This is a genomic window from Agrococcus sp. GCM10030265 (assembly GCF_042666675.1).
Taxonomy (GTDB): domain Bacteria; phylum Actinomycetota; class Actinomycetes; order Actinomycetales; family Microbacteriaceae; genus Agrococcus.
Genome location: NZ_JBHTCZ010000001.1, coordinates 247,599 through 270,619, shown reverse-complemented (window position 1 = coordinate 270,619; position 23,021 = coordinate 247,599). Strand labels below are relative to the sequence as shown.

General features: G+C 71.9%; 22 protein-coding genes. 10 read left to right on the top strand and 12 right to left on the bottom strand.

The window, feature by feature from the left end; all coding sequences use genetic code 11:
• Positions 1-375 precede the first annotated feature (375 nt).
• The 3 genes from ACFQPP_RS01185 (at position 376) to ACFQPP_RS01175 (ending at position 3,277) form a co-directional block, all read left to right on the top strand.
• Entirely contained in the window at positions 376-2,418 is a 2,043-nt protein-coding gene (locus ACFQPP_RS01185; protein WP_376914648.1) for an FAD-dependent monooxygenase, read from the top strand.
• An 89-nt stretch (positions 2,419-2,507) separates the two neighbouring features.
• The gene (locus ACFQPP_RS01180) at positions 2,508-2,771 is read left to right on the top strand and encodes a DUF1778 domain-containing protein (protein WP_376914647.1); all 264 of its coding nucleotides are present in this window, start codon (positions 2,508-2,510) and stop codon (positions 2,769-2,771) included.
• Positions 2,768-3,277 carry a GNAT family N-acetyltransferase gene (locus tag ACFQPP_RS01175; protein WP_376914646.1) on the top strand — a complete coding sequence of 170 codons (510 nt, stop codon included), beginning with the start codon at positions 2,768-2,770 and terminating at the stop codon, positions 3,275-3,277. The genes ACFQPP_RS01180 and ACFQPP_RS01175 overlap by 4 nt, the downstream gene beginning before the upstream one ends.
• A 120-nt stretch (positions 3,278-3,397) precedes the next feature.
• On the opposite strand, the gene ACFQPP_RS01170 is transcribed toward ACFQPP_RS01175, so the two are convergent.
• The 5 genes from ACFQPP_RS01170 to speB form a co-directional block, all read right to left on the bottom strand.
• A complete protein-coding gene (locus ACFQPP_RS01170) occupies positions 3,398-4,453 on the bottom strand; it encodes a hypothetical protein (RefSeq protein ID WP_376914645.1) in 1,056 nt (351 codons plus the stop codon).
• Positions 4,454-4,623: 170 nt separating this feature from the next.
• Entirely contained in the window at positions 4,624-5,268 is a 645-nt protein-coding gene (locus tag ACFQPP_RS01165) for a cyclase family protein (protein ID WP_376914644.1), read from the bottom strand.
• Positions 5,265-6,668: a purine-cytosine permease family protein gene (locus ACFQPP_RS01160; protein ID WP_376914643.1), complete on the bottom strand. Its 1,404-nt coding sequence runs from the start codon at positions 6,666-6,668 to the stop codon at positions 5,265-5,267. Before ACFQPP_RS01160 ends, ACFQPP_RS01165 begins: the two co-directional genes overlap by 4 nt.
• 44 nt (positions 6,669-6,712) lie before the next feature.
• Positions 6,713-7,102: a YybH family protein gene (locus ACFQPP_RS01155; RefSeq protein WP_376914642.1), complete on the bottom strand. Its 390-nt coding sequence runs from the start codon at positions 7,100-7,102 to the stop codon at positions 6,713-6,715.
• The gene (gene speB / locus ACFQPP_RS01150) at positions 7,099-8,073 is read right to left on the bottom strand and encodes an agmatinase (RefSeq protein ID WP_376914641.1); all 975 of its coding nucleotides are present in this window, start codon (positions 8,071-8,073) and stop codon (positions 7,099-7,101) included. Before speB ends, ACFQPP_RS01155 begins: the two co-directional genes overlap by 4 nt.
• A gap of 94 nt (positions 8,074-8,167) precedes the next feature.
• Here speB and ACFQPP_RS01145 point away from each other — a divergent pair, with 94 nt between their 5' ends.
• On the top strand, positions 8,168-8,752 hold the full coding sequence (locus ACFQPP_RS01145; RefSeq protein ID WP_376914640.1) for a helix-turn-helix domain-containing protein: 585 nt from the start codon (positions 8,168-8,170) through the stop codon (positions 8,750-8,752).
• A 69-nt stretch (positions 8,753-8,821) separates the two neighbouring features.
• Here the strand turns inward: ACFQPP_RS01145 and ACFQPP_RS01140 are convergent, their stop codons facing one another.
• Complete coding sequence (locus tag ACFQPP_RS01140; RefSeq protein WP_376914639.1) at positions 8,822-9,856, bottom strand: CFI-box-CTERM domain-containing protein; 1,035 nt, start codon at positions 9,854-9,856, stop codon at positions 8,822-8,824.
• A 125-nt stretch (positions 9,857-9,981) separates the two neighbouring features.
• Between ACFQPP_RS01140 and ACFQPP_RS01135 the strand changes: the two genes are divergently transcribed.
• Positions 9,982-10,959 (top strand): malate dehydrogenase, encoded by a 978-nt coding sequence (locus ACFQPP_RS01135; protein WP_376914638.1) that lies wholly within the window; start codon positions 9,982-9,984, stop codon positions 10,957-10,959.
• A gap of 128 nt (positions 10,960-11,087) precedes the next feature.
• The gene (locus ACFQPP_RS01130) at positions 11,088-12,077 is read left to right on the top strand and encodes a diacylglycerol/lipid kinase family protein (protein ID WP_376914637.1); all 990 of its coding nucleotides are present in this window, start codon (positions 11,088-11,090) and stop codon (positions 12,075-12,077) included.
• A 12-nt stretch (positions 12,078-12,089) separates the two neighbouring features.
• On the opposite strand, the gene ACFQPP_RS01125 is transcribed toward ACFQPP_RS01130, so the two are convergent.
• From ACFQPP_RS01125 to ACFQPP_RS01115, 3 genes are read right to left on the bottom strand one after another with little or no spacing between them, the layout of a single operon-like run.
• A complete protein-coding gene (locus ACFQPP_RS01125) occupies positions 12,090-12,764 on the bottom strand; it encodes a response regulator (RefSeq protein WP_376914636.1) in 675 nt (224 codons plus the stop codon).
• On the bottom strand, positions 12,761-14,053 hold the full coding sequence (locus tag ACFQPP_RS01120) for a sensor histidine kinase (RefSeq protein WP_376914635.1): 1,293 nt from the start codon (positions 14,051-14,053) through the stop codon (positions 12,761-12,763). Before ACFQPP_RS01120 ends, ACFQPP_RS01125 begins: the two co-directional genes overlap by 4 nt.
• Positions 14,050-14,979 (bottom strand): CPBP family intramembrane glutamic endopeptidase, encoded by a 930-nt coding sequence (locus ACFQPP_RS01115; protein WP_376914634.1) that lies wholly within the window; start codon positions 14,977-14,979, stop codon positions 14,050-14,052. The genes ACFQPP_RS01120 and ACFQPP_RS01115 overlap by 4 nt, the downstream gene beginning before the upstream one ends.
• A 209-nt stretch (positions 14,980-15,188) precedes the next feature.
• Between ACFQPP_RS01115 and ACFQPP_RS01110 the strand changes: the two genes are divergently transcribed.
• The 3 genes from ACFQPP_RS01110 to ACFQPP_RS01100 all read left to right on the top strand — a co-directional run bounded on the left by ACFQPP_RS01110 (position 15,189) and on the right by ACFQPP_RS01100 (position 18,772).
• On the top strand, positions 15,189-16,670 hold the full coding sequence (locus ACFQPP_RS01110; protein WP_376914633.1) for a hypothetical protein: 1,482 nt from the start codon (positions 15,189-15,191) through the stop codon (positions 16,668-16,670).
• 157 nt (positions 16,671-16,827) lie between these two features.
• Entirely contained in the window at positions 16,828-17,811 is a 984-nt protein-coding gene (locus ACFQPP_RS01105; RefSeq protein ID WP_376914632.1) for an NAD-dependent epimerase/dehydratase family protein, read from the top strand.
• Positions 17,812-17,905: 94 nt separating this feature from the next.
• Positions 17,906-18,772: an NAD-dependent epimerase/dehydratase family protein gene (locus ACFQPP_RS01100; protein WP_376914631.1), complete on the top strand. Its 867-nt coding sequence runs from the start codon at positions 17,906-17,908 to the stop codon at positions 18,770-18,772.
• Between the two features lie 51 nt (positions 18,773-18,823).
• Here ACFQPP_RS01100 and ACFQPP_RS01095 read toward each other — a convergent pair whose 3' ends face one another.
• Positions 18,824-19,486 carry a peroxiredoxin-like family protein gene (locus tag ACFQPP_RS01095; protein ID WP_376914630.1) on the bottom strand — a complete coding sequence of 221 codons (663 nt, stop codon included), beginning with the start codon at positions 19,484-19,486 and terminating at the stop codon, positions 18,824-18,826.
• A gap of 198 nt (positions 19,487-19,684) precedes the next feature.
• On the opposite strand from ACFQPP_RS01095, the gene ACFQPP_RS01090 reads away from it, so the two are divergent.
• Positions 19,685-20,188 (top strand): TM2 domain-containing protein, encoded by a 504-nt coding sequence (locus ACFQPP_RS01090; protein WP_376914629.1) that lies wholly within the window; start codon positions 19,685-19,687, stop codon positions 20,186-20,188.
• A gap of 66 nt (positions 20,189-20,254) precedes the next feature.
• Here ACFQPP_RS01090 and ACFQPP_RS01085 read toward each other — a convergent pair whose 3' ends face one another.
• Positions 20,255-21,271 (bottom strand): CNNM domain-containing protein, encoded by a 1,017-nt coding sequence (locus ACFQPP_RS01085; RefSeq protein ID WP_376914628.1) that lies wholly within the window; start codon positions 21,269-21,271, stop codon positions 20,255-20,257.
• Positions 21,268-22,686, bottom strand: a complete 1,419-nt coding sequence (locus ACFQPP_RS01080) for a hemolysin family protein (RefSeq protein ID WP_376915283.1) — start codon at positions 22,684-22,686, stop codon at positions 21,268-21,270. The genes ACFQPP_RS01085 and ACFQPP_RS01080 overlap by 4 nt, the downstream gene beginning before the upstream one ends.
• Positions 22,687-23,021 lie beyond the last annotated feature (335 nt).

Genomic DNA, 23,021 nt, shown 5'->3' with positions numbered 1-23,021 from the left:
CCAGCTCTGCCGCTGTCCGGCGGGCGAGCACCTCGCGGTCTGTTGAGAGGCATTGACACGCGACATGGTGTGACCTTAACCGAAGCCCGGTGAGAGTTTCCGGTGCGAAGTGATGGCGCGTCGGGGTTCAGTCTCTCCGTGCACGCCTGAGCGGCGTCGACGGCTTGGCAAGCCGAGGCGTCGGCCTCCCCTCCTCGTGGAGCGAGGCGCTCCCGGACGCCTCAACTCGCTAAGACCGAACCGGTGGCAGATGGCCTGGCCACCACGGTGTTGCCGCGCCGCTGAAGGCTCGTTAGCCTTGTCTCAAAAGCCGATCGATGCGTTCATATAAAGAACGCGCAGTGAGGCGCGACAGTGCAGTCGAAGCGAGGACCGATGCAGTTCCATCACGACGGGTACGTCTCCGGCGACCCCCGCATCCAGCCCGCCCGCGGCACCGGCGTTGACCGCCCGCAGACGATTCCCGATGAACTCGACGTCCTCATCGTTGGCTCCGGCCCGGCCGGCATGCTCCTCGCAGCACAGCTCTCGCAGTACCCGTCCGTCACGACGCGCATCATCGAGCGTCGCGCGGGGCGACTCAAGGTAGGGCAGGCCGACGGCATCCAGGCCCGCAGCGTGGAGACGTTCCAGGCGTTCGGGTTCGCGGAGCGCATCACGCAGGAGGCATACCGCATCACGAGCACGAGCTTCTGGGGGCCGAGCGAGAGCGACCCCGGCAGCATCGTCCGCACGAAGCGCACCGACGACGACCCGAACGGCATCAGCGAGTTCGAGCACCTCATCGTCAACCAGGCGCGCGTGCTCGACTACTTCGCCGAGGCGGCGCTGCAGGGTCCGGGGCGCATCGAGCCCGACTTCGGCATCGAGTTCGTGACGCAGGAGCGCGACGACCACCCGACGCATCCCGTTCTCGTCAGCATCCGCGACTCCGGCGCGACGACGGAGCAGGAGGATGCGGCGCTCGCCCGCGCGACCGGCGCCAACGCCGAGGCGGCACGGCTCGCGGTGAACGAGGCGACGGCACCGCCGACGGCGGCCATCCCCACGAAGGATGACCGGCCGACGCGTCAGATCCGCGCGAAGTACGTCGTCGGATGCGACGGCGCTCGCAGCGGCGTGCGCCGCTCGATGGGTCGGCAGCTGCAGGGCGACCAGGCGTTCCACGCGTGGGGCGTCATGGACGTGCTGCCCTCCACCGACTTCCCCGACATCCGCATGAAGTGCGCCATCCAGTCGCAAGCGGGCAGCATCCTGCTCATCCCGCGCGAGGGCGGGCACCTCGTGCGCTTCTACGTCGACCTCGGCGAGGTCGCGGCCGACGATGCCGGCCGCATCCGCACGACGACCCTCGACGAGACCGCAAAGCGTGCCAACGCCATCCTCGCGCCGTACACGCTCGAGGTGCAGGACGTCGCCTGGTACTCCGTGTACGAGGTGGGGCACCGCCTGTGCGACCGCTTCGACGACGGGGTGGATGCCGACGGCGCCGAGCGCGCACCGCACGTGTTCATCGCGGGGGATGCGTGCCACACGCACTCGGCGAAGGCCGGGCAGGGCATGAACGTGTCGATGCAGGATGGCTTCAACCTCGGTTGGAAGCTCGGCGCGGTGCTCACCGGCCAGAGCCCCGAGGCGCTGCTCGAGACGTACTCGGCGGAGCGACAGGTCGTCGCACAGAACCTCATCGACTACGACAAGCAGTGGTCGAGCCTCATGGCGAAGAAGACGGCCGAGCTCGCCGACCCCGACGAGATGACGCGCTTCTACGTCGACCAGGCCGAGTTCCTCTACGGCTTCCGCACGCGCTACGAGCCGTCGATGATCACCGGCACCGGCGAGCACCAGGCGCTCGCGGCCGGCTTCCCGATCGGCAAGCGCTTCAAGTCGTACCCGGTCGCGCGGGTGGCGGATGCGAACTTCGTGCAGCTTGGCCACCACCACCGCGCGGATGGGCGCTGGCGGCTGTATGCGTTCGCGGATGCGTCGGGGGAGGCGCTCGCGTCGTTCGCGTCGGAGGTGCCCGAGGTGCTGGCTCGGTTCACGCCCGCGGGTGCAGACGCGGATGCGGTGTTCGACGTGAAGGTCGTGCTGCAGGAGGCGTGGCAGGACGTCGACCTGGGCGCCGTGTCGCCGCTCTTCCTGCCCAGGGTGGGCGAGCTGCAGCTCACCGATTACGAGAAGGTCTACGCCGCGATCGCCCCGCGCGACTGCCTCCCGGCGGCGCCGAAGATGGCGGTCGGCACCGACTTCGACGCCGACATCTTCGATGCTCGCGAGGTGTCGCGTGATGGGGCGATGGTGCTGGTGCGGCCCGATCAGTACGTGGCGGCGGTGCTGCCGTTGGGAGCGGTGGGTGATCTCGCGGCTCTGCTGGAGGAGGCGCTGCTTCCCATGAGGCAGCCCACGCTGGCCTGAACCTCGCGACTCGACGAGTTCCGCTTCGAGCGGAGCGTCCCTGTGAATTATTTTCTCTCTCGTACGGAAATCTACCGTACACTCGCGACATGACCACGACAGAGCGCATCGAGCTGCGCATTCCAGGCGAGCAGAAGGCTCAGGTGGAGCACGCTGCCGCGCTTCGGGGCATGACGACCTCAGCGTTCGTTCGGGACGCGGTGATCGAGCGGACGCAGGAGATCATCCGCGCCGAGCGCGAGATCCGGCTCGGAGCCGAGGCGTGGGAGCGATTCAGCGCTGCCGTCGACGCCCCCGGCACGGAGCGCGCCGGACTCGCTGAGCTGCTGACTCGGAAGTCGCTGTTCGAGTGAGCTTCGCCGCTCCGCGGCCGGTCGCAGCGCGCGACGACCTCGCTGCCTTCCGGTGCGGCACGCGCGGACTCGATGAGTGGCTTCGTCAACACGCTCGCGAGAACGAGCGAAGGGGAGCATCGAGGACCTTCGTCTCGATCGACGAGCAGGGTCACGTGGCTGCGTTCTACTGCCTCAGCGCGTTCACCGTTCAGCGAGCCGATCTCGGTGATGGGTGGGACCGCATGCCGCCTTCGCTGCCCGTCACCCTGATCGGCCGCCTTGCCGTGCACGCAGACTACCAAGGCACGGGGCTCGGCTTCGCCATGCTCAAGGATGCGGTGGTGCGAGCGATCGGGGCGGCGCAGGCGGTCGGCTCCGTCGCGGTGGTCGCGCACGTCGCGAATCCGTCAGCCCGGTCGTTCTACGAGCGTTTCGGCTTCTCGACGCTCCCCGGCGACGAGAACACGTTCATCTTGACGATGGCCGACGTAGAGGCAACGGTCGCGCGACTCGCTGAGCGGTGAACGCCTTCACGCTGCTGGTGTGCGTGGGGTGCGGGTGCCGGCGCCCTCATGCGGCAGGGTGTGCCTCGGCAGGGTGCAGCTCGAAGCGGTCCCGTAATCGGTGTAAGCGTCGCGAACGAGTCACGCCTCGTCGGCAGTGTCTTCTGCGCCAGAGTTCGCAGTTGCGGGATTAAGGCCCCGAAGGCGTCGCCAGACCGCGGCACTTGCGTCGTCGAGCCGGTAGTAGGACTGAGGGGGTTCAGCATCCACCTCGCCGTACCACGTGTCGAACGGAGGGTTGCTGCGGTCGAACTTCCGGCGCACCACGATGGCGAAGCCACCATAGTCACCGCGGTGCTGTGCTTGAGCACGGCCTGTGGCTGCCATCACCCGGAGGCCACCGATCCACTCATCGGGTTTCTCGGCGCACATGTCGAGAGTGGTGAGCACCGTCTCTCGGATGTCCAAAGCAGCCAGCTGCTCGAGGTCCCGAACCGACCAGGGAGTGGCGGGCAGGGGCTCAGTCGCTTTCGCTCCGGTCTTCTCCCGACGCGCGGGCGCCACCACATAGTCCTCAACGTCAGCGACCGGCCACAACCGGGACACCGTGACCGCGTGACTCGCTTCCCATTCGTAGGCGCGAACCTGAATCAGCATCATGTCGATGCCTTGCTCGGTGAGCCAAACTGCAGCCGACGTAACTGCCGCAGGAAATTCGCCTGCGACAAGGGTGATCCGCGGATTGCGGAGTGTCTCCACGGACAGCTCCGGCGCGTGGGTGGTGAGGGCTGCTAGTGCTTCAACCGCGGTGGTGGGAGCGTCCTCGCCTTTGCTGACGAAGGATAGATAGGCATCCGCGAGGTCTTCGAGCGAGAAGCGTGAGGCTCGGGCTGCGTAGTTGATGGCCTGCGTCGTCACATAGTCTGGCGCTCGGTCGCGCTTCAACTCGGCCACGACTAGCCGGCCGTCAGAACCCAGCCCGAGTATGTCCAGACGATCGGCTTCGCGCCCATCCTTCGACATCCAGCGATCGAACTCGCTCGTCACGACAAGCACATCGGGGCCCAGGATCTCGGGGTTCGCAAGCACCCATTCCTGAAGGTGGCTGCGCTCGTGCAGACCAGCGGCCGCCAGGGAGGTCTCCCGCGCGGGTAGTGCACTCGTGCCCTGGACTTTGAAGACGAGCTCGTCGGTCATGAACATCCTTGCGGTGGCTCGGTGAGATGTGCTGTCTCGAAGTGTGCCGCAGATGTCTGAAGGTTCGATCTGGCGATGCGCGCGACATCGATAGCAACCGGCCCGTGATGTCCTGCCCCGTGATCAATCGCCGTACGTACTCAGGCCTCGACCGGCTTGCAGCGTCCGGCTCACTCGACGAACCCCACCGCCCGCACCGGCGCCCCATCCCCATCGAGCCGCAGCGGGAAGAAGCCCATACGCACCCGGTCGGGCACGGCGTCCAACCCGCACAGGTTCTCGACGATGAGCCCATCCGCGCCCAGCACCACGTCGTGCACCGGGAAGTCCGACGACGAGCCGGTCGGGTCGGGGCTCAGGGTGTCGACCGCGAGGATGCGCATGCCGCGAGCGACGAGCTCGCGCGCCGCATCCGCGCCGAGCGCCGGATGCTCCAATGCGCGCGACGACCCGAAACACTGCGCCCAGCCCGTGTCGATCGCGACGATCGGAGGCACGCGGTCAGGGATCGAGGCGGCAGCAGAGAGACGCTCCCACCCATAGACCTCCCGAGGTGCTAGCCCGGGCATTCGCACCACCAGCGCATCCCCGACCAGCTCATCGAGCGACACCGCACCGAGCGTCCGCCCACCCGCCACCGTGTGCGACGGCGCGTCGATGTGCGTGCCCGTGTGCGAGCCCATCCGCAGCGACGTCACCGCGACGCCGTCGCCTTCCAGCGACAACGCAGACGACACATGGACCGCGGGGTCGCCCGGGTAGACGAGCATCCCGTCGACGATCGGATGGCTGAGGTCGATCACGCGCGACGTCACGAGCGCGACGCAGCGGGGGCCGAGGGCGACGCGGGCGCGTCATCCGCTAGGTGCCTGCTCGGCCCAACGGTCGTCGAAGCCCGACGAGGCCAGGACGCCGCGAGGTACACGACCACCGTCAGCAGGAACGCCGGCACCGTCGCGCCGATGGGCAGCGGCCACACGTACGCCCACACGTACGCCATCACGGCACCGACCGCCCAGGCGAGCACGGCGATCCAGTTCACCCCGCCCGAGAACCAGAATCGACCACCCCGTGGGCGCAGGATGTCCCGGTCGTAGCTTCCGCGCGACACCACGAAGTAGTCGACGATCATGATCGCGAAGATCGGCGCGAAGAGGGCGCCGATCGTCACGAGGAACGTCGTGAACTGGTCGAGCAGGCCGAAGAACGTCGAGCCGACGACCGAGATGACGCCGAGCACGAGCGCCGCGGGCAGGAAGCGCACGCGCGAGCCGGGCAGGGCGTTCACGACGCTCGTCACCATGCCGTAGACGACCATCGTGTTCGTCGCCATCACCGACAGGAAGATGGCGACGGCGAACGCGGCGCCGAAGGGCTCGATGATCGTCACCGGGTCGAACGCGACGGGCTCGCCGCCCATGATGACGACGTAGGCGATGGCCATCGCGCCGAGCGACATCGAGATGACGGTCGACAGCGTGTAGCCGATGCCGGATCCGATCACACCTGCGCGCGTGGTGCGGGCGAAGCGGTTGAAGTCGGCCGACAGTACCGTCCACGAGATGGCGGTCGCCACGACGGCGTCGAAGGCGAGGCCCGGCGTGTAGAAGGGCTCGGCGGGGCGCGCGATGCCGGCGAAGTCGGCCGGCGACGCGTTCAGCAGCACGACGACGAGGATGTACGCCGCGATCGCGAGGATCACGGCGGCGAACCACGGCTCGACGCGCGAGACGCCCGCGTGGCCGAAGATCGCGAGGATCACGACGATCGTCTGGCAGATGACGGCGAAGAGCACGGGGCTCGAGAAGCCGGTGGTCGTCGCCACGATGTAGTTCAAGGCGGTGCCGGCGAGCATCGCCTGCACCCAGCTCCACCCCATGAGGATGAGCACGTTCACCGCGACGGGCAGCAGGCTGCCGCGCGTGCCGAACGGGCCGCGCGTGAGAGCCATCGTCGGCAGGCCCGTGCGGGTGCCGATGGCGCCGATCGTCACGAGCACGGCGGCGCCCACGAGCGTGCCGCCCACGATGAGCGCGATGACGAGGCCGAACGGCAGGTCGGGCACGAACAGCGTGCCCGTGAGCAGGGTCGTGACGACGAGGTTCGCCGCCAGCCAGATCATGAGGGTGCGGCCCAGCGAGTGGGTGCCGCGCACGGGCCTGCCGTCGTCGTCGTCGGTCGAGATGCGGCGTTCGAGTCGTGCGATGAGGGACATCTTCGTCTCCTGGGGCTGCGGGGCGCGGGTGCGGGATGCGCGGGTCAGGGCGTGGGGGAGAGGTGCTCGTGGATGGCGAGCAGCCCGGCAGGCGTCGAGCGGAACACGATGGTCTCCCGCTCGCGATACGAGTCGGGCCCGTCGGGCGTCTCGACGGCGGTGGTCACGGTGTGCGAGAAGACGCCACCGCCCGGCATGAGCAGCACCTGCTGCTCGCTCGACGTGCACGACGTCACGCGCCACCCCGTCGCGATCCACTCCTGCCACAGCGCCTCGTATGCCGCGCGGTCGTCGAGCCGCTGCGGCTCGGTGTGGAAGACGAAGCTCGCCTCGGGTGCGAAGAGCGCGAAGTAGCGCTCGCCGTCGGTGGCGGCGAACGCATCCACGATCGCCGCCGCGGCGTCGCGCACGTGCTGCTCGGTGACATCGGTCATGACTGCTCCTCGGATGCGGTGCGCGGCGCCATCGCGCTGAGCAGCTCGTAGACGACGTGGCTCGCGGCGACCGCCGTGAGCTGCGCATGGTCGTAGGCGGGGGAGACCTCGACGACGTCGGCGCCGACGATCCTGAGGTCCGAGAGCGCGCGGAGGATGCGCAGCAGCTCTCGGCTCGTCAGGCCGCCGGCCTCGGGGGTGCCGGTGCCGGGGGCGTGCGCGGGGTCGAGCACGTCGATGTCGATCGAGATGTAGAGGGGCGCGTCGCCGACGCGGGCGCGGATGCGCTTGATCGCGGCCGCGACGCCCTCCTCCTCGAGGTCCTCGCTCGTCACGACGGCGAAGCCGAGGCGGGCGTCGTCGCGGAGGTCCTCCTTCGAGTACAGCGGCCCGCGGATGCCCACGTGCATGCTCGCCGTCTGGTCGATGAGGCCCTCCTCCGACGCGCGGCGGAAGGGCGTGCCGTGCGTGACGGGCTGGCCGAAGTACGTGTCCCACGTGTCGAGGTGCGCGTCGAAGTGCAGCACCGCGACGGGCCCGTGCTGCTGGTGGACCGCTCGCAGCAGCGGCAGGGCGATGGTGTGGTCGCCACCGACGGCGACGATGCGGTCGGCGTCCTTCGCGAGGGCGAGCGCGCCGGCCTCGATCTCGGCGACCGCCTCGGAGAGGTCGAACGGGTTCACGGCGATGTCGCCCGCATCCGCCACCTGCTGCGCCCCGAAGGGATGCACGTCCTGCGCCGGGTTGTACGGGCGCAGCAGCCGCGAGGCCTCGCGCACGTGCGCCGGGCCGAAGCGCGCGCCGGGCCGGTAGCTGACGCCGCCGTCGAAGGGGATGCCGACGACCACGATGTCGGCGTGCGCCACCTCGTCGAGCCTCGGGAGGCGCGCGAAGGTCGCGATGCCGGCGAAGCGCGGCACGCGGCTGGCGTCGACCGGGCCTCTCGGCTTCTCGTGCGTGCCGTGTTGCATATTGGGCAACCTTCTGTATTCTGAGGACAACTTGGGCCGACCGTACTCCTGCGCGGAGTCGAGCGTCAAGATGCTTCCGACGAAGGGGCGAGCCGTGCGCGCCATCCATCCCGCCGCCGACGACGCCGTGGCGCCCATCGGGGCCCGCCTGCGCTCGGTGCGCCTTGCCCAGGGCATGACGCTCGCCCAGGTGGCCGAGACGACGGGTCTCTCGAAGGGGTTCCTCAGCCGCGTCGAACGCGACGAGACGTCACCGAGCCTCGCGACGCTCGTGCAGCTGTGCCAGGTGCTGTCGCTGCCGATCGGCGCCCTGTTCGCCGAGCCGGAGGTGCAGCACGTCGCGTTCGACGACGCGCCGCGCGTCAACCTCGGTGGCGTGCACGTCGACGACCGGCTCATGACGCCGCGCGGCGAGGAGCGGCTGCAGCTGCTGCGCTCAGAGCTCACGCCCGACGCGCACGGCGGCACCGACCTCTACACGATCAACTGCCAGGTCGAGGTGCTGCACGTCGTCTCGGGTGCCGTGCGCCTGCAGTTCGTCGACCGCTCGGTGCTCGCGGTGGCGGGGGATGCCGTGACCTTCCCCGGCCGAGAGCCGCACACGTGGCGTGTCGAGGGCGGCGAGCCAGCCGTGGTGCTGTGGGTGCTCGTGCCGGCACCGTGGAGCGGGTCGGCGTAGGCGCACCCAGGCGCGCGCGGTGCTGGGAGGTGTCGATCGTTCGTCGCGACGTACGGCGCGACGAGACCTCTATGCCTCGGTGGGGTCTGACGCTCGACGCGACCGCAGCCCGATCACGAGGTGATCGAGCAGCCACCGAGCGATGCGATTGAGGAGGTGGGCCGTTCGGAGGCCGTCCGCGATCGGGGGACTGACGACGTAGTACGCACGGATCGCAGCCCGGCCGAAGCGTGAGGTCGCGAGCACCTCGTCGCGGAATCGACGGAGCACCAGCACCTCGGGTGCGTCGTACGAGCCGTAGACGGCGGTCGCGATGTAGCAACCACCTCCTCCTGACGACGTCGACGAGGGCGATGCTTGCATTCCAGAGGTCGGCCGCTGGCCCGTGGGCGCCGACTTCAGGGTCGCGAGCCTGGCCCCGCCGCCGATGAAGGAGACCAGCTCTCTTCTCGCCGTCTCGAAGTCCCGAGGAAATGCGTAACCAGGTCGACCGGAGAACGGAGTGAGGTACTCCTCCAGGTCCGATTGCGACGACACAGCAGCGCGAAGCTGCGGGTAGTGCAAGTCGTACGACGACGGTCCGCTCTCGAGACCGAACGGCATCTGCACGGGATTGCGGTCGAGGACCTGCTTCAGGACCAGGAGAACTCCGGCGGCCTCACGCAGATGACCGGAGCACGCCAGCGGCTTGTAGAGATTGCCCAGCAGTCCTGAGTAGAGCGTCCCCGACTCGAGCATGAGCCCGACGTAGATGGCGACGGAAGTCGCGTCGTCTCCTGCCCGCTTTGCGAGGACGGCTGAGTGCACGATCTCGTTCCAAGAGGCAGGGCTCAGCTCGATCGATTGCTGCATCGATTCCCAACGGTCGAAGAAGGCATGCATCGAGTCGTCGATCGAGGGCGTGTCCACGAGTCTCCCGACGTCGCTGGGTAGGTGGCGGCAGCCTAGTGGTGCTGCATGGTGAGGGAGTGTGTGCCCGGCGCTGACGCGCTCGGACCTCGGCGGCTCGGACTCATGAGGCGCGTCGACGAATGGACCGTCGACGGCAGCGAGGAGTGCGAGCGGCTGCTGGACAGGGACCCCGGCGAGTGCGTCGACTGCCACGCGCGCGAGTCCGCGTGCCTCATGCGGGCTGACGCGTGATGCATGGCGCGTCTGCGCCCGCCGATCGGCGGCCCTGGTGCGCCATCGGCCGGCGCGGCACGATGGAGAGGAGTCGAGGAGGTCGCATGGTCACGTCCATCGCCATCACGGGAGCCGCGGGCAGCATCGGGTACGCGCTCGCGTTCCGCATCGCGAGTGGTGCGCTGCTCGGGCCCGACGAGCCCGTGCGGCTGCGTCTGCTCGAGCTGCCGCAGGCGATGCCCGCGCTCGAAGGCGTCGCCATGGAGCTCGAGGACTGCGCGTTCGGCACGCTCGCGGGCGTCGATCTGGCTGACGAAGCCCGGGACGCGTTCGACGGCGTCTCGCACGCGCTGCTCGTCGGTGCACGCCCGCGCGGGCCCGGCATGGAGCGGCGCGACCTGCTGGCTGCGAACGGTGCGATCTTCCGCGAGCAGGGTGCGGCGCTCGACGCCGTCGCCGCATCCGACGTGCGCGTCACCGTCACGGGCAACCCCGCGAACACGAACGCGCTCATCGCCGCACGGCACGCGCCCTCGGTCCCCGCGACGCGCTTCAGCGCCCTCACCCGTCTCGACCACAACCGGGCCGTCGCCCGTCTCGCCGCCGAGCTCGGCGCCAGCCCGGCAGCGGTGCGACGCATGACCATCTGGGGCAACCATTCGACGACTCAGGTCCCCGACCTCGCGCACGCGACGGTCGACGGCCGCGCCGCGCGCGACGCCGTCGACGCCGCCTGGGTCGTCGACGACTTCGCCCCCGCCGTCGCGGGGCGCGGCGCAGCCGTCATCGCCGCGCGCGGAGCGTCGTCGGCCGGCAGCGCCGCGGCTGCGACGATCGACCACGCGCGCACGTGGGTCGCAGGCACGGCCGAGGACGACTGGACGTCGATGGCCGTGGTCTCCGACGGCTCCTACGGGGTGCCCGAGGGGCTCGTGTCGTCGTTCCCCGTGCGCGTCGTCGGCGGCGAGTGGTCGATCGTGCAGGACCTGCCGATCGCCGACGGCGTCCGCGCGCGCATCGATGCATCGGTCGCCGAGCTCGTCGACGAGCGCGAGCAGGTGCGATCGCTGGGCCTCGTCTGAGCGCCGCCGAACGCGGCCGGCGGTCGTCGGCGGCGGCCTCGGCCGCGCTCGAGGACGACGGGAGCCCACCCCTAGCGCATCGCCCGCGCATCGTTCGCCCACTGCCCTCGCGGGCTACCGTCAGGAGCATGACCGACGACTCGCCCGCGCCGACGAGCGCGCCGCAGGTCGCCGCCGTCGTCGTGAACCCCACGAAGGTGCCGCTCGACCGGCTGCGCGAGGCGGTCGACGCCGCCGAGCAGGAGCACGGGTGGGGCCCGTCGCTGTGGTTCGAGACCGACGCCGACGACGCCGGCGCGGGCGCGGCCCGCGCTGCCGTGGCCCAGCATCCCGACGTCATCCTCGTCGCAGGCGGCGACGGCACGGTGCGCGCCGTCGCCGAGGTGGTGCACGAGAGCGGCATCCCGCTCGCGCTGCTGCCCGCAGGCACGGCCAACCTGCTGGCGCGCAACCTGCGCCTCGCGCGCGTGGGCATCCCGGGCGCCGTCGAGACGACGTTCGCCGGCATCGACCGCCCGGTCGACATCGCGTTCGCCACGATGCGCGCCGCCGACGACACGGTGACGCGCAAGGCGTTCCTCGTGATGGCGGGCATCGGGCTCGACGCGCGCATGGCGGCCGACACGAACGCCGACCTCAAGCGGCGCATCGGATGGGGCGCGTACGTCGACCCCATCGCCCGCTCCATCCTCGGCAACGCGCAGTTCTCGTTGCGCTACCGCATCGAGCGCGGGCGGTCGCGCAGCCTGCGCGCGCACACGATCATCGTCGGCAACGTGGGCACCCTCACCGCCAACCTCCTGCTGCTGCCGGATGCGGTCGTCGACGACGGGCTGCTCGACGTCGTCGTCTTCAAGCCGAAGGGCGCGTTCGGGTGGGTGCAGATCGCGTCGCGCTTCACGACGAACGGCATGTTCCAGGCGTCGCGCGCCGGCCGCTGGGTGCTGCGCCGCACGCCCGACCTGCGCGCGCTGCGCTACACGCAGGGCCGCCACTTCGAGGCGCGCTTCGACGAGCCGCAGCTGCTGCAGCTCGACGGCGACACCGTCGGCGACGTCGTGGGCGTCGCGATGTCGCTCAAGCACCACGGGCTGACGCTGCGGGTGCCGGCCGTCTGACCCGGCGGGGCGTCAGCCGCTCGGCTCGACGACCCTGCTCTGGTACGCCCACACGACGGCCTGCAGCCGCGAGCGCACCCCCAGCTTCGGCAGGATGCGCACGAGGTGCGACTTCACGGTGCTCACCTCGACGACGAGGCTCGCTGCGATCTGCTCGTTCGACATGCCCTGCGCGAGGAGGCGCAGGATGTCGAGCTCGCGCGGCGTGAGGAGGTCGACGTCGGCGGGCGTCGCGACGGCCTGCAGCGTGCGGCGCCGCGCGAACTCGCGCAGCACCTTCCGCGTCACGGAGAGGTCGAGGGTGCCGTCGCCCGCGGCGACCCGTCGCACCGCGGCGACGATCTCGTCGGGCTCCGCATCCTTCAGCAGGAAGCCCGCCGCGCCGGCCTCGAGCGCGCCGAAGACGTACTCGTCGACGTCGAAGGTGGTGAGGATGAGCACGGGGATCGGCGCGGCATCCGCGGCGCCCTCGGCCGACGACAGCGCGCGCGTCACCTCGATGCCCGTGCGCCCGGGCATGCGCACGTCGAGGCATGCGACGTCGGGGCGCAGCTCGAGCGCGAGCCGCAGCGCCTCGTCGCCGTCCTCGGCGACGCCGACGATGTCGACGTCGGGCTCGGCGGCCAGCAACGCGGCCATGCCGGCGCGTGCGAGCGGCTGGTCGTCGGCGACGAGCACGCGGATCACGGCGTCACCGTACCCTGCTGCGCGGCCGCCGAGCCGGGCGCTCGGCCGTTCTCGCCCTGCCTCGCAGCGCCCGAGTCGGGCGGAGGGCCGCCGGCGCCCGTGGGCTCCGACGGCAGCTCGAGCCGCACGAGCCACGTGCCGTCGGCATGCAGCCCGGCGCTGACCTCGCCGCCGACGAGCGCTGCGCGCTCCCGCATGCCCAGCAGCCCGAATCCATCTCGTGCGTCGTCGCCTGCGGATGCCGGGGCGTCGTTGCGCACCGACACCACGACGCGCCCGGGCCGGGTGCCGTCGATCGTGACGACGCAGCCAGCACCCGGTGCGTGGAGCGCGGCGTTCGCGAGCGACTCCTGCACCATGCGGAAGGCGACGAGCTGGCCGAGCGGGCCCACGCCGTCGGTGCGCCCCTCGACGTGCGAGGCGACCTCGCGCCCCGCCGCGCGTGCATCGGCGACGAGCCGCTCGATGGCGTCGACGGTCTCGATCGCGTCGACGTGGTCGGCGTCGCGCAGCAGGCCGACGAGGCGGCGGAGGTCGTCGAGCAGCGCACGGCTCTGCGCGCGCACCTGCCGCACCGACTCCTTCGCGCCGGCCGGATCGGCGTCGATCTGCCGCTCGATCGCCGCCGCCATGACCGCGATGCCCGAGACGTGATGCGCGGCGATGTCGTGCAGCTCGCGGGCCATGCTCGTGCGCTCGCGCGCGACGGCCGCCTCGACGCGCGCGTCGTGCTCCCGTGCCATCGCGGCCGACTCGCCGCTGCGAGCGCGCTGCGCGTCGCGGCGGGCCGTGACGGCGAGCACCCCCGCCGCGGGCAGCGCCACGACGACGACGGCCTGCAGCAGGCCGGACACGATGGCCGGCCCGACGTCGAGGCCGCCCGCCCGAAGGAGGTCGGACGCCTGGCCGACGGCCACCGCGGCACCGGCGAGCGGCAGCAGCAGGCGCAGCGATCGCGCCGACAGCAGCGACGTCGTGCGCAGCACGGCCACGATGACGGCCGCATCGGCCAGGTTCGTCAGGCCGCTCGGCACGACGAGCCCCAGCAGCATCGCCGCGGCGACGACACCCAGCAGCGTCGCGCGCGGTGCGACGCGCGCGACGATCAGCAGGAGCGCCTGCGCGACGAGCACGCCCACCGTCTGCCAGGTCGCCGCAGCATCCAGCGCAGGCGCCTCGGCAGGGCCGAGCAGCGTCGGCGCGGCCGCGACGGCCCCCACGGCGACGACGCCGCAGCCGAGCGCCACCGACAGGTCGGCGACGCTCGGCACGCGACGGGATGGGCTCACGCCGCAATCCTCCCCGATCGCGCCGCGCGGCTGCCGAAGAGCGGCGTCGATCGGGGCAGCCCGAGGCGTCCGCGGGTGAGGACGACGACCGCGGCCGCGGCGACGGCCGAGCCGACGAGCAGCACCCCGATGGCGTCGTCGACCGTGGGGAACATCTCCGCCCAGAAGACCGACACCGTCGTGTTGAGGCTCACGTGGAAGAGCATGACGATCGGCAGGCTCTGCCCCGAGCGGTTGAAGAGCCACATGACGGCGACGTTGAAGAACGCGGAGAACGCGACGAACTGCACGACGTCGAGCACCGTCACGTTCGGCCAGGCTCCCCAGTCGGCGGTGAGGAACAGGGGCAGGTGCCACGCGCCCCACAGCGGGCCGAGGATCGCCGCGGCGCCGAGGGGGCCGAAGCGCTCCTGCAGCGGGGGCAGGGCGAAGTCGCGCCAGCCGGGCTCCTCGGCGAGACCCGTCGTCACCATCTGGAACGCGAGCATCGGCGCGTAGAGCGCGAGCGCCGCGAGGCTCGGCGCCTGCATCGTGCCGCCCGAGGCGATCGCGCCGAGCGCGAGCACCGAGACGGGCACGGCGAGCAGCGCGACGGCGTACCACCGTGGTGCGACGCGCCACCGCAGCAGCCGTCCCACCCACACACGCAGGCCCGCGCGGCCCGACGTCACGATCGTCACGATGAACGCGGCGCCGAGCGGACCGAGGTAGGCGCCAAACAGCATCCCCGTGATCTGCGTGCTGCCGAGCACCGTCGGGAACGAGAACGGCAGCACGCCGAGGCCGTCCTCCGAGAGGATCCACGGCGTCCACGCCAGCCAGCTCATCCCGAGGGCGAGCGCGAAGAACGCGACGAGGGGTCGGCGTCGGATGAGGGCGGCGACGCCCCCTCCCGTCCGGGTGGGTTCGAGATCGGTGCGAGTCATGGTCGGGCCTCCGCTCGGGTCGCGTGACTGGTCGCTCACGACGCTACGAACGGGCAGGGGGCGGCCGCGACGACCGAAGGGCGGCACCTCGCGCCTCCATCGAAGGTCGCAAGGCGCGTGCCGGCGCGGTCGGGCGGCGCTCGGGCGACGCGGCGTATCGTCGGCTCGGCGGTGCCCCGGGCGCCCCGGGATCGACGAGAGGGCGGCGCATGGCGCGGAGGCGACGGGAGCCCACGCCCGACGAGCGGCGCTTCGTGCAGATCGCGTCGCACCCGAGCCTCGGCGTCGAGGTGACGACGGGCCAGGCATGGGTCGGCGTCGACCAGCAGGTGGGGCACGGCTCGGCCGACGCGCTCTTCGCGCTCGCCGACGACGAGTACGCGGCAGCCCTGCGGAACGCCTGGGACCTGCAGCCGCTGCTCGCCGAGTGCTGGCGCGGCGAGCACCCCGAGCGGCTGCTCTTCCACCCCGGCGGTGCGACATGGCGGCCGGAGGGATGGATGCCGCGTCGCGAGCGCATGCTGCGACAGCCGTTCGAGGGCGAGCTGTGGTGGCACGTCGACGCGCTCGGGGCGCCCGACGGCTCGCCGAGCCTCGAACGCTCGCGCGCCCTCGCTGCCGGCACCGTGCGCGTGGAGGCGGATGCGGGCGGCGTGCGCTCGCTCGCTCTACGGCTCGTCGGCGACGGCGCCTACCCGCGGCCTGCGGCGCTCGTCGCTGGGCTGGATGCGGGCAGCGACCGGGCGCAGGTCGGCGCGATCCTCGGCGACGCGGTCGACGGCATCCACCACGTCGAGGGCAACCCGCTGCGGGTGCGGTACGACGAGGCCGGGGGCGCCGTGGCGCTCGTGCTCGAGCGCGGCGCCGTCGCGCCCACGCCCGCGGGCGCGATCGGCGTGGCGCTCGAGGCGCTCGGCGAGCCGGAGGAGGGCCCCGCCTTCCGGGCCCTCGCACGGCTCGCGGGCGGCACGAACCGCCGCTGGGCCGTCTCGTCGGGGCATCCGCGACGCCTCGTCGCCTTCGAGCACGGCGCCGAGGTGCAGGTCGAGGGCGATCGCGTGCTGAGCGTGCGGATCGACGTGCGCGCGTTCGGGGGTCGAGCGCCGCTGCCTGCGACGCACGGGGCGCTCCGGGATGCGGCCGGCGCGCCCGCCGCCGTGGCTGGCACGACCTCGCTGCACCGCTTCGCGCGCGGCGACTTGCTCGTCGAGCACGTCGGCGAGGGCGACGCGGCGACGGTGACCGCGGTCACGGCCGTGCTGCGCGGGGTCACGGTGTCGCACCGCATCCACCGCTGGCGGTCCGGGCAGTTCACGCGGCATCTCGACGCGCTCGGGCGGCCCGCGTCGAATCCGCTCGTCGAGCACGTGCGCGCGCTGCCGGGCGTGACGGTGCGGATGCGCGGCGGCGTCGTCGATGCCGTGGAGGTCGAGCCGCGCGCGTCCCTGCCCGGCTGCTTCGCCGACGACATGCCGAGCGCGCCCGGTCGCCGCGACATCCCGTTCGCGCGCCCCACGTACCTCCTCGAGCGCGACGACCTCTACGACTTCGACGGCGCGTGGGTGCACGTGCATGCACCCGACGGCCACCGCATCGGCCGCATCACGGTGCGTCGCGACCTCCCGCCGCGACTCGACGTCGAGCGGTGGGTGCCGCCCGAGGATCGGGGTGCGTGGGCGCCGGAGGCATGAGCGGGTGCCCCTCGCCGGCCCTCGTCGCGAGGTGCGGTGCTCGTACGGCGCACCGAGAGGCGCACCCGAACGCGGGAACCGGGCCTCGAGACGAGAGGCGCACGTCGCGGCGGGGAGCGCACCTCGTGGCGCACGGCGCATCCGGGAGGATGGGGGCATGCGCGTCCTCATCACCGGCGGTGCCGGCTTCGTCGGCTCCCAGCTCGCCCACCGCATCCTCGGCGACGACGCTCCGATCGGGCACGTCGACCGCCTGACGCTGCTCGACATCGCCGAGCCGCGCCCCGAGCTGCTCGCCGACGAGCGTGTCGACGCGCTCGTCGGGCCCATCGGCGAGCGAGCCCGCGACCTCGGCCCCGTCGACGTCGTCTTCCACCTCGCGGGTGTCGTCTCGGGTGCCGCGGAGGCCGACCTCGACCTCGGGCTGCAGACGAACGTCGACGACACCCGCACGCTGCTCGACCGCGTCCGCGCCGCGACCGAGGCCGGCGCCGAGCCCGCGACGTTCGTCTTCACGAGCTCGCTCGCGGTCTTCGGCGACGACCCGCACCTCGGCCAGCCTGACGTCATCGGCGACGACACCGTGCCGCGTCCCCAGTCGTCGTACGGTGCGCAGAAGTACATGGCCGAGCTGCTCGTCGGCGACTACGGCCGCCGCGGCCTCGTGCGCGCACGCACCGTGCGCCTGCAGACCGTCGCCGTGCGACCCGGTGCGCCGAACGCGGCCGCCTCGTCGTTCGTGTCCGGCATCGTGCGCGAGCCCGTCGCGGGTGTGCGCGCCCCGCTGCCCGTGCCGCCCGAGACCCCGATCAGCCTCTCGTCGCCCGCGCGGACGGTGGATGGGCTCGTGCGCGCCGCCACCGCGACCGACGAGGAGTGGGGCAGCCCGACCGCCGTCATCCTGCCCGGCCTGTCGACGACGCCCGCCGCGATGCTCGAGACCCTCGATCGCGTCTCGGGGCAGCCGCTCTCCGACCTCGTCGACGTCGACGTCGATCCGGCGATCGTCGCGATCGTCGCGTCGTGGCCCGGCGCGTTCGACCCGAGGCGGGCGCTCGCGCTCGGCATCGAGGCGCCCGCGTCGATCGACGACGTCATCCGCGAGCACCTCGAGCTCGTCGGGATGCCGACGGCCGACTGAGTCGGGCGGGATGCGAGGGGCGCCTGTCCACCCCGCGCGTGCCGCGGCGCGGCTCCGTAGCGTTCCCTGGAGCGACCATCGAAGGGAACCGCACATGAAGATCCTCGTCACCGGAGCCTCCGGCCGCGTCGGCCGCGCGACCGTCGCCGAGCTGCGCGAGCACGGCCACGACGTGCTCGGCATCGACCAGGCGCCCTCACCCGACGGCCCGGACGGCGGCCCCGTCGTCGACCTCGCCGACTTCGGGCAGGTCGTCGAGACGATGAGCGGCGTCGACGACCGCCTCGGCGGCTTCGACGCCGTCGTGCACCTCGGCGCCGTGCCCGCGCCCGGCCGGAGGCCGAACGCGACGATCTTCGCCAACAACGCCGTCTCCGGCTACAACGTCCTCGCCGCGGCTCGGATGCTCGGCATCGACAAGGTCGTGTGGGCGTCGAGCGAGACGGTGCTCGGGCTCCCGTTCGACGCGCCGCCGCCGTACCTGCCGGTCGACGAGGAGTACACGGTGCGGCCCGAGAGCACCTACTCGCTCGGCAAGGCCGTGGAGGAGGAGATGGCGCGGCACTTCGCGCGGTGGCAGCCCGACGCGTCGATCATCGGCCTGCGCTTCTCGAACGTGCTCACCGACGACGACTACGCGCGCTTCGACTCCTGGCAGGACGACCTCGCCGCCCGCTCGTGGAACCTGTGGGGCTACATCGACCACCGCGACGCCGCGCAGGCGGTGCGACTCGCCGTCGAGGCCGACCGGCGCGGCGCCGAGGTGTTCATCGTCGTCGCCGACGACACCGTGATGCGTCGCCCGAGCGTCGAGCTGCTCACGGGCGAGCTCGCCGACCTCGAGCGCCGCGCCCCCATCGAGGGCCGCGCGACGCTGCTCAGCAACGCGAAGGCGAAGCGCGAGCTCGGCTTCCAGCCGCGGTACTCCTGGGTCGACCGGGTCGACGGCGCCGAGGCCTGACCCCCGCGCCGGCCGCACCCGACCCGCGGGGTGGATGCGGCCGGCCGCGCGTCAGAGCGCCGCGACGGCCTCGAGGATCGTCTCGGTCTCGGTGCGCGTCGTGTAGTCGACGTGCACGTCGGCGAACCGCACGGTTCCGCCAGCGTCGACCACGAGCACGGTGGGGAAGGGGATGCCGGGGGTCGCGTCGGCGTTGCTGTCGCGCACCGCGAACCCGAGGGCGGTGTGCGCCCGCTGCGCCTCCTCGCTCGGCGCCGTCACGATGCCCAGCTGCGCGGCGAGCGCGTTGCCGGGGTCGGAGAGCACCGTGAACGACAGCTCGCCGTTCGTGACCGCCGCGGCCGATCCGTCCGGCGTCTGCGGGCTGATGGCGACGAGCCCGACGCCGCGCTCGCGCAGCGCCGGCGCGAGCGTCCGCTCGTAGTGCTGGAGCGCGATGTTGCAGTACGGACACCAGGCGCCGCGGTAGAGGACGAGCACCGCGGGCGCGCCGCCGAGCACGTCGGCGAGCTCGACGGCCTCGTCGGCCGGGGTGCGCAGGGTGGCTGCGGGCAGCGCGTCGCCGGGCGCGACGACGCCCGCGGGGGTCCCCGCGGCGAGGAGGTCCTGCTGCTCGCGCGCGAAGACTGCGGTGAGGTCGGGGCCGATCGTCTCGGCGAAGCCGACGTCGAACTCGGAGACCTGGTCGGCGATCGAGCGGGTGGTGGTGGTCATGCGGACTCCTCGTCGGATGCGGTGGCTGCCCTCGCGGCGACCGTACGGACGACGCGCTCGCGCGTCGACGGGCATGCGTCACGCTGCGTCACGAGCGGATGAGGCGTCTCCAGCGCTCGCCCGCTGCTTGCGTCACGATCTCGCAACGGTGAGCGATGCTCGCATCCGATCGTCAGGGGTGACGCATAGCATCCGAGCATGACGACCGACAGCCGCGCGGGATGGCGCACCGACCCCTACGGCGTCGAGCGCTGGTGGGACGGCTACAAGTGGCACGAGGCGCGCGATCGCAGTCACGACATCGTGGCGCGTACGCCGTCGACCGCCATCGCGCCGACGACGTCGCGCGCACCCGCGCGCCTGAGCTTCACCGAGCAGTACCCGCACCAGCAGGCGTACGCGCCCACGCCGCAGGTCGTGATCGTCGCCTCGATGAAGGAGATGTGGGTCGCGTACGTGCTCGCGATCGTCTTCGGCACGCTCGGCATCCATCGCTTCTACCTCGGCCGCACCGGCAGCGCCATCGCGATGCTCGTCGTCGGCCTCGTGAGCGTGCCCGCCATCCTCCTGTTCGGCGTCGGCCTCCTCGGCCTGCTCGCCGTCGCGATCTGGTGGGTCGTCGACCTCTTCCTCATCCCCGGCATGGTGCGCGAGGAGAACGAGCGGCGGATGCAGCCGATGCGCTGGGGCACGCGGCACTGACCCCGCCACGCAGCGCGGCCCCCACGCCCGCTGGGGCGAGGGGCCGCGCGACGAGCGGGCCAGGCGCTAGGCCGGCACCGCCTCCGCCGGCCCCGGCAGCACCTCGCGCAGGAGGTCGTCGAGCGTGACGACGCCCACGAGCGCCTCGCCCGAGACGACCGTCGCGAGCTGCACCCGCTCGCGGCGCATGCGCGCGAGCACGTCGTGCACCGACGCGTCCGACGTCACCGTGAACGCGTCGCGCGCGAGCCCCGCGACGGGGGTCGATGCGGGCACCGCGAGCGTGTCGCGCACGTGCACGACCTGCGCCGTGGCGCCCGAGCCGACGAGCACCCGCAGGTGCCCCGAGCGGGCCGATGCGGCCTGCACGTCGGCCGCGACCGCGGTCGTCGGCACCGACGTGGGCACCGCATCCGCGCGCACCACGTCGGACACCTGCAGCGTCGTGAGCGAGATCGCCTTCGCGATCGGCTCCGAGTACTGCTCCTCGAGCACGCCGGCCGCCTTCGAGTGGGCGACGAGCTCGCGGATGGTGTCGACGTCCTGCCCGCCGGCCGCGGCCTTCTCCACGGGCTCGACGCCCGACGCCCGCACGAGGCGGTTCGCGATGTGGTTGATCCACAGCAGGAATGGGCGCAGCGGCCACGTCATGCCGCGGGCGAGGAGGCCCGTCGCCTTCGCGGCGGTCTCGGGATGCGCGATGGCCCACGACTTCGGCGCCATCTCGCCGATGACGAGGTGCAGGAAGGTCACGACGACGAGCGCCAGCGCGAACGCCAGCACGTCGGCGAGCCAGTACGGCAGACCCCAGCCCTCGAGCACCGGCGACAGCGCGTAGTCGATCGCGGGCTTCGTGATCGCACCGAGCAGGAAGGTGCACACCGTGATGCCGAGCTGCGCGAACGCGAGCATGACGGTGAGCTCGTTGACGCCGCGCAGCGCGGCGCGAGCGGATGCGCTGCGAGGCGCCTCCTCCTCGAGCCGGTGGCGGCGGGCGGCGAGGAGCGCGAACTCCACGATGACGAAGAAGGCGCTCGCGACGATCAGCAGCGTCGTGACGAGGGTCACCACCCACCAGCTCATCGGGCCACCTCCTCGGACGGGGCGTCGGAGGCGACGGCATCGGCCTCCACGCGCTCGCCCGTCGACCGGTCGAGCTCGACGAGGCGCAGCACGACCTGCGAGGGCACGTGCCGCTCGACGGCCGACACCTCGATCTCGAGCCAGCGGTCGATCTCGATGCCCTCGACCATCTCGCCCGCCTGCTCCGGCAGGTCGACGCGCACGACGTCGCCCTCGGCCGGCAGGTCGCCGTGATGGCGGATGGCGACGCCCGCGATGGTCTCGTCGTCGCCCTCGGGCAGGTCGTGGCCGATGAGGCGCTCGACCTCGTCGACGTGCACGTCGCCGGGCAGCACCCACGCGTGGTCGCCGCTCGCGACGACCGCGATCTCATCCGTGTCGTGCTCGTCGGCGATCTCGCCCACGACCTCCTCCGTGAGGTCCTCGATCGTGAGGATGCCGTCGAACGAGCCGTGCTCGTCGACGACGCACACCAGCTCGTTGCGGGTGCGCTGCATGCGGTCGAGCGCCTGCGGCAGCAGCATCGTCGCGGGCAGCACCACGGCATCCCGCATCACCTCGGTCACGGGCGCCGAGTCGGGCGCCTGCGACCGCAGCACGTCGACGAGCTCGACGACGCCCAGGGGCGAGTCGTGGTCGTCGACCACGGGGTAGCGGGTGTGCGCGGTCGCCATGCGCGCCCGCACCTCGCCGATCGTCGCGTCGGGCGACACCGAGTCGACGCGCGAGCGCGGCACCATCGCGTGCTCGACGTCGCGCTGCGGGAAGTCGAGGATGCGGTCGATCATCATCGACAGGTCGGCGGGCAGGTGCCCGCTGACGCGCGACTCCTCGACGATCGCCTCGAGGTCGCGGGCCGTGGCGCTGGCGTCGACGTCCTCGAGCGGCTCGATGCGCACGAGCCGCAGCAGCGCGTTCGCCGCCTTGTCGAAGACGGTGATCAGCCAGCCGAACGCCAGCAGGTAGATGCGGGTCGGCAGCGCGAGCGCGCGGGCGAGCGGCTCGGGGTTCGCGATGGCGTAGTTCTTCGGGTACAGCTCGCCGAAGATCATCGTGACGATGGTGGCGAGCACGAGGGCCGCGGTCGTGCCGACGAGCACGCTCACACCGGCGGGGATGCCGACGCCGCCGAGCAGCACGCCCAGCGACTCGCCGATGAGCGGCTCGGCGACGTAGCCGATGAGGAGGCCCGTCACCGTGATGCCGAGCTGCGCGCCCGACAGCATGAACGACGTGCGCTTCGTGATGGCCTGCACGCGCTTCGCCTGCGCGTCGCCGCTCGCGGCCTTCGCGGCGATCCGCGACCGGTCGACGGACATGTAGGCGAACTCCTGCGCGACGAAGAAGCCGCAGGCCGCGATGATCGCCAGCGTCAGCAGGATGCCGAGGAGCAGCGTGAGCGTCGCCTCGAGCATCAGCACTCACCCCCTCGGGCGGTGCGGGGCGTCAGGCCGGGTGATCGGCCCTCCGCGTCGGGACTTCGTCCCTCCGAGTCGAGGGAGGGACTTCGGCCCTCCGAGTCGGGGGCGGGGCTTCGATGGCTCACGGGTGTCTCTCTCGTGGGTCAGGGAACAGGTCCTCCCAGCGTACGGGCGCCCGCGGCCGCGCACGCTGGTAGCGACGCTTCCGGAAGCACTGCATCGGCACGTCATAGGAAGCGACCCCGCGTCGCGTGGCTCGGGATCGATCGGACACGGGGTGCCGAGGCGCGCAGGGAGCGCCTAGGCTCACCCCATCTCGACCTGCGGAG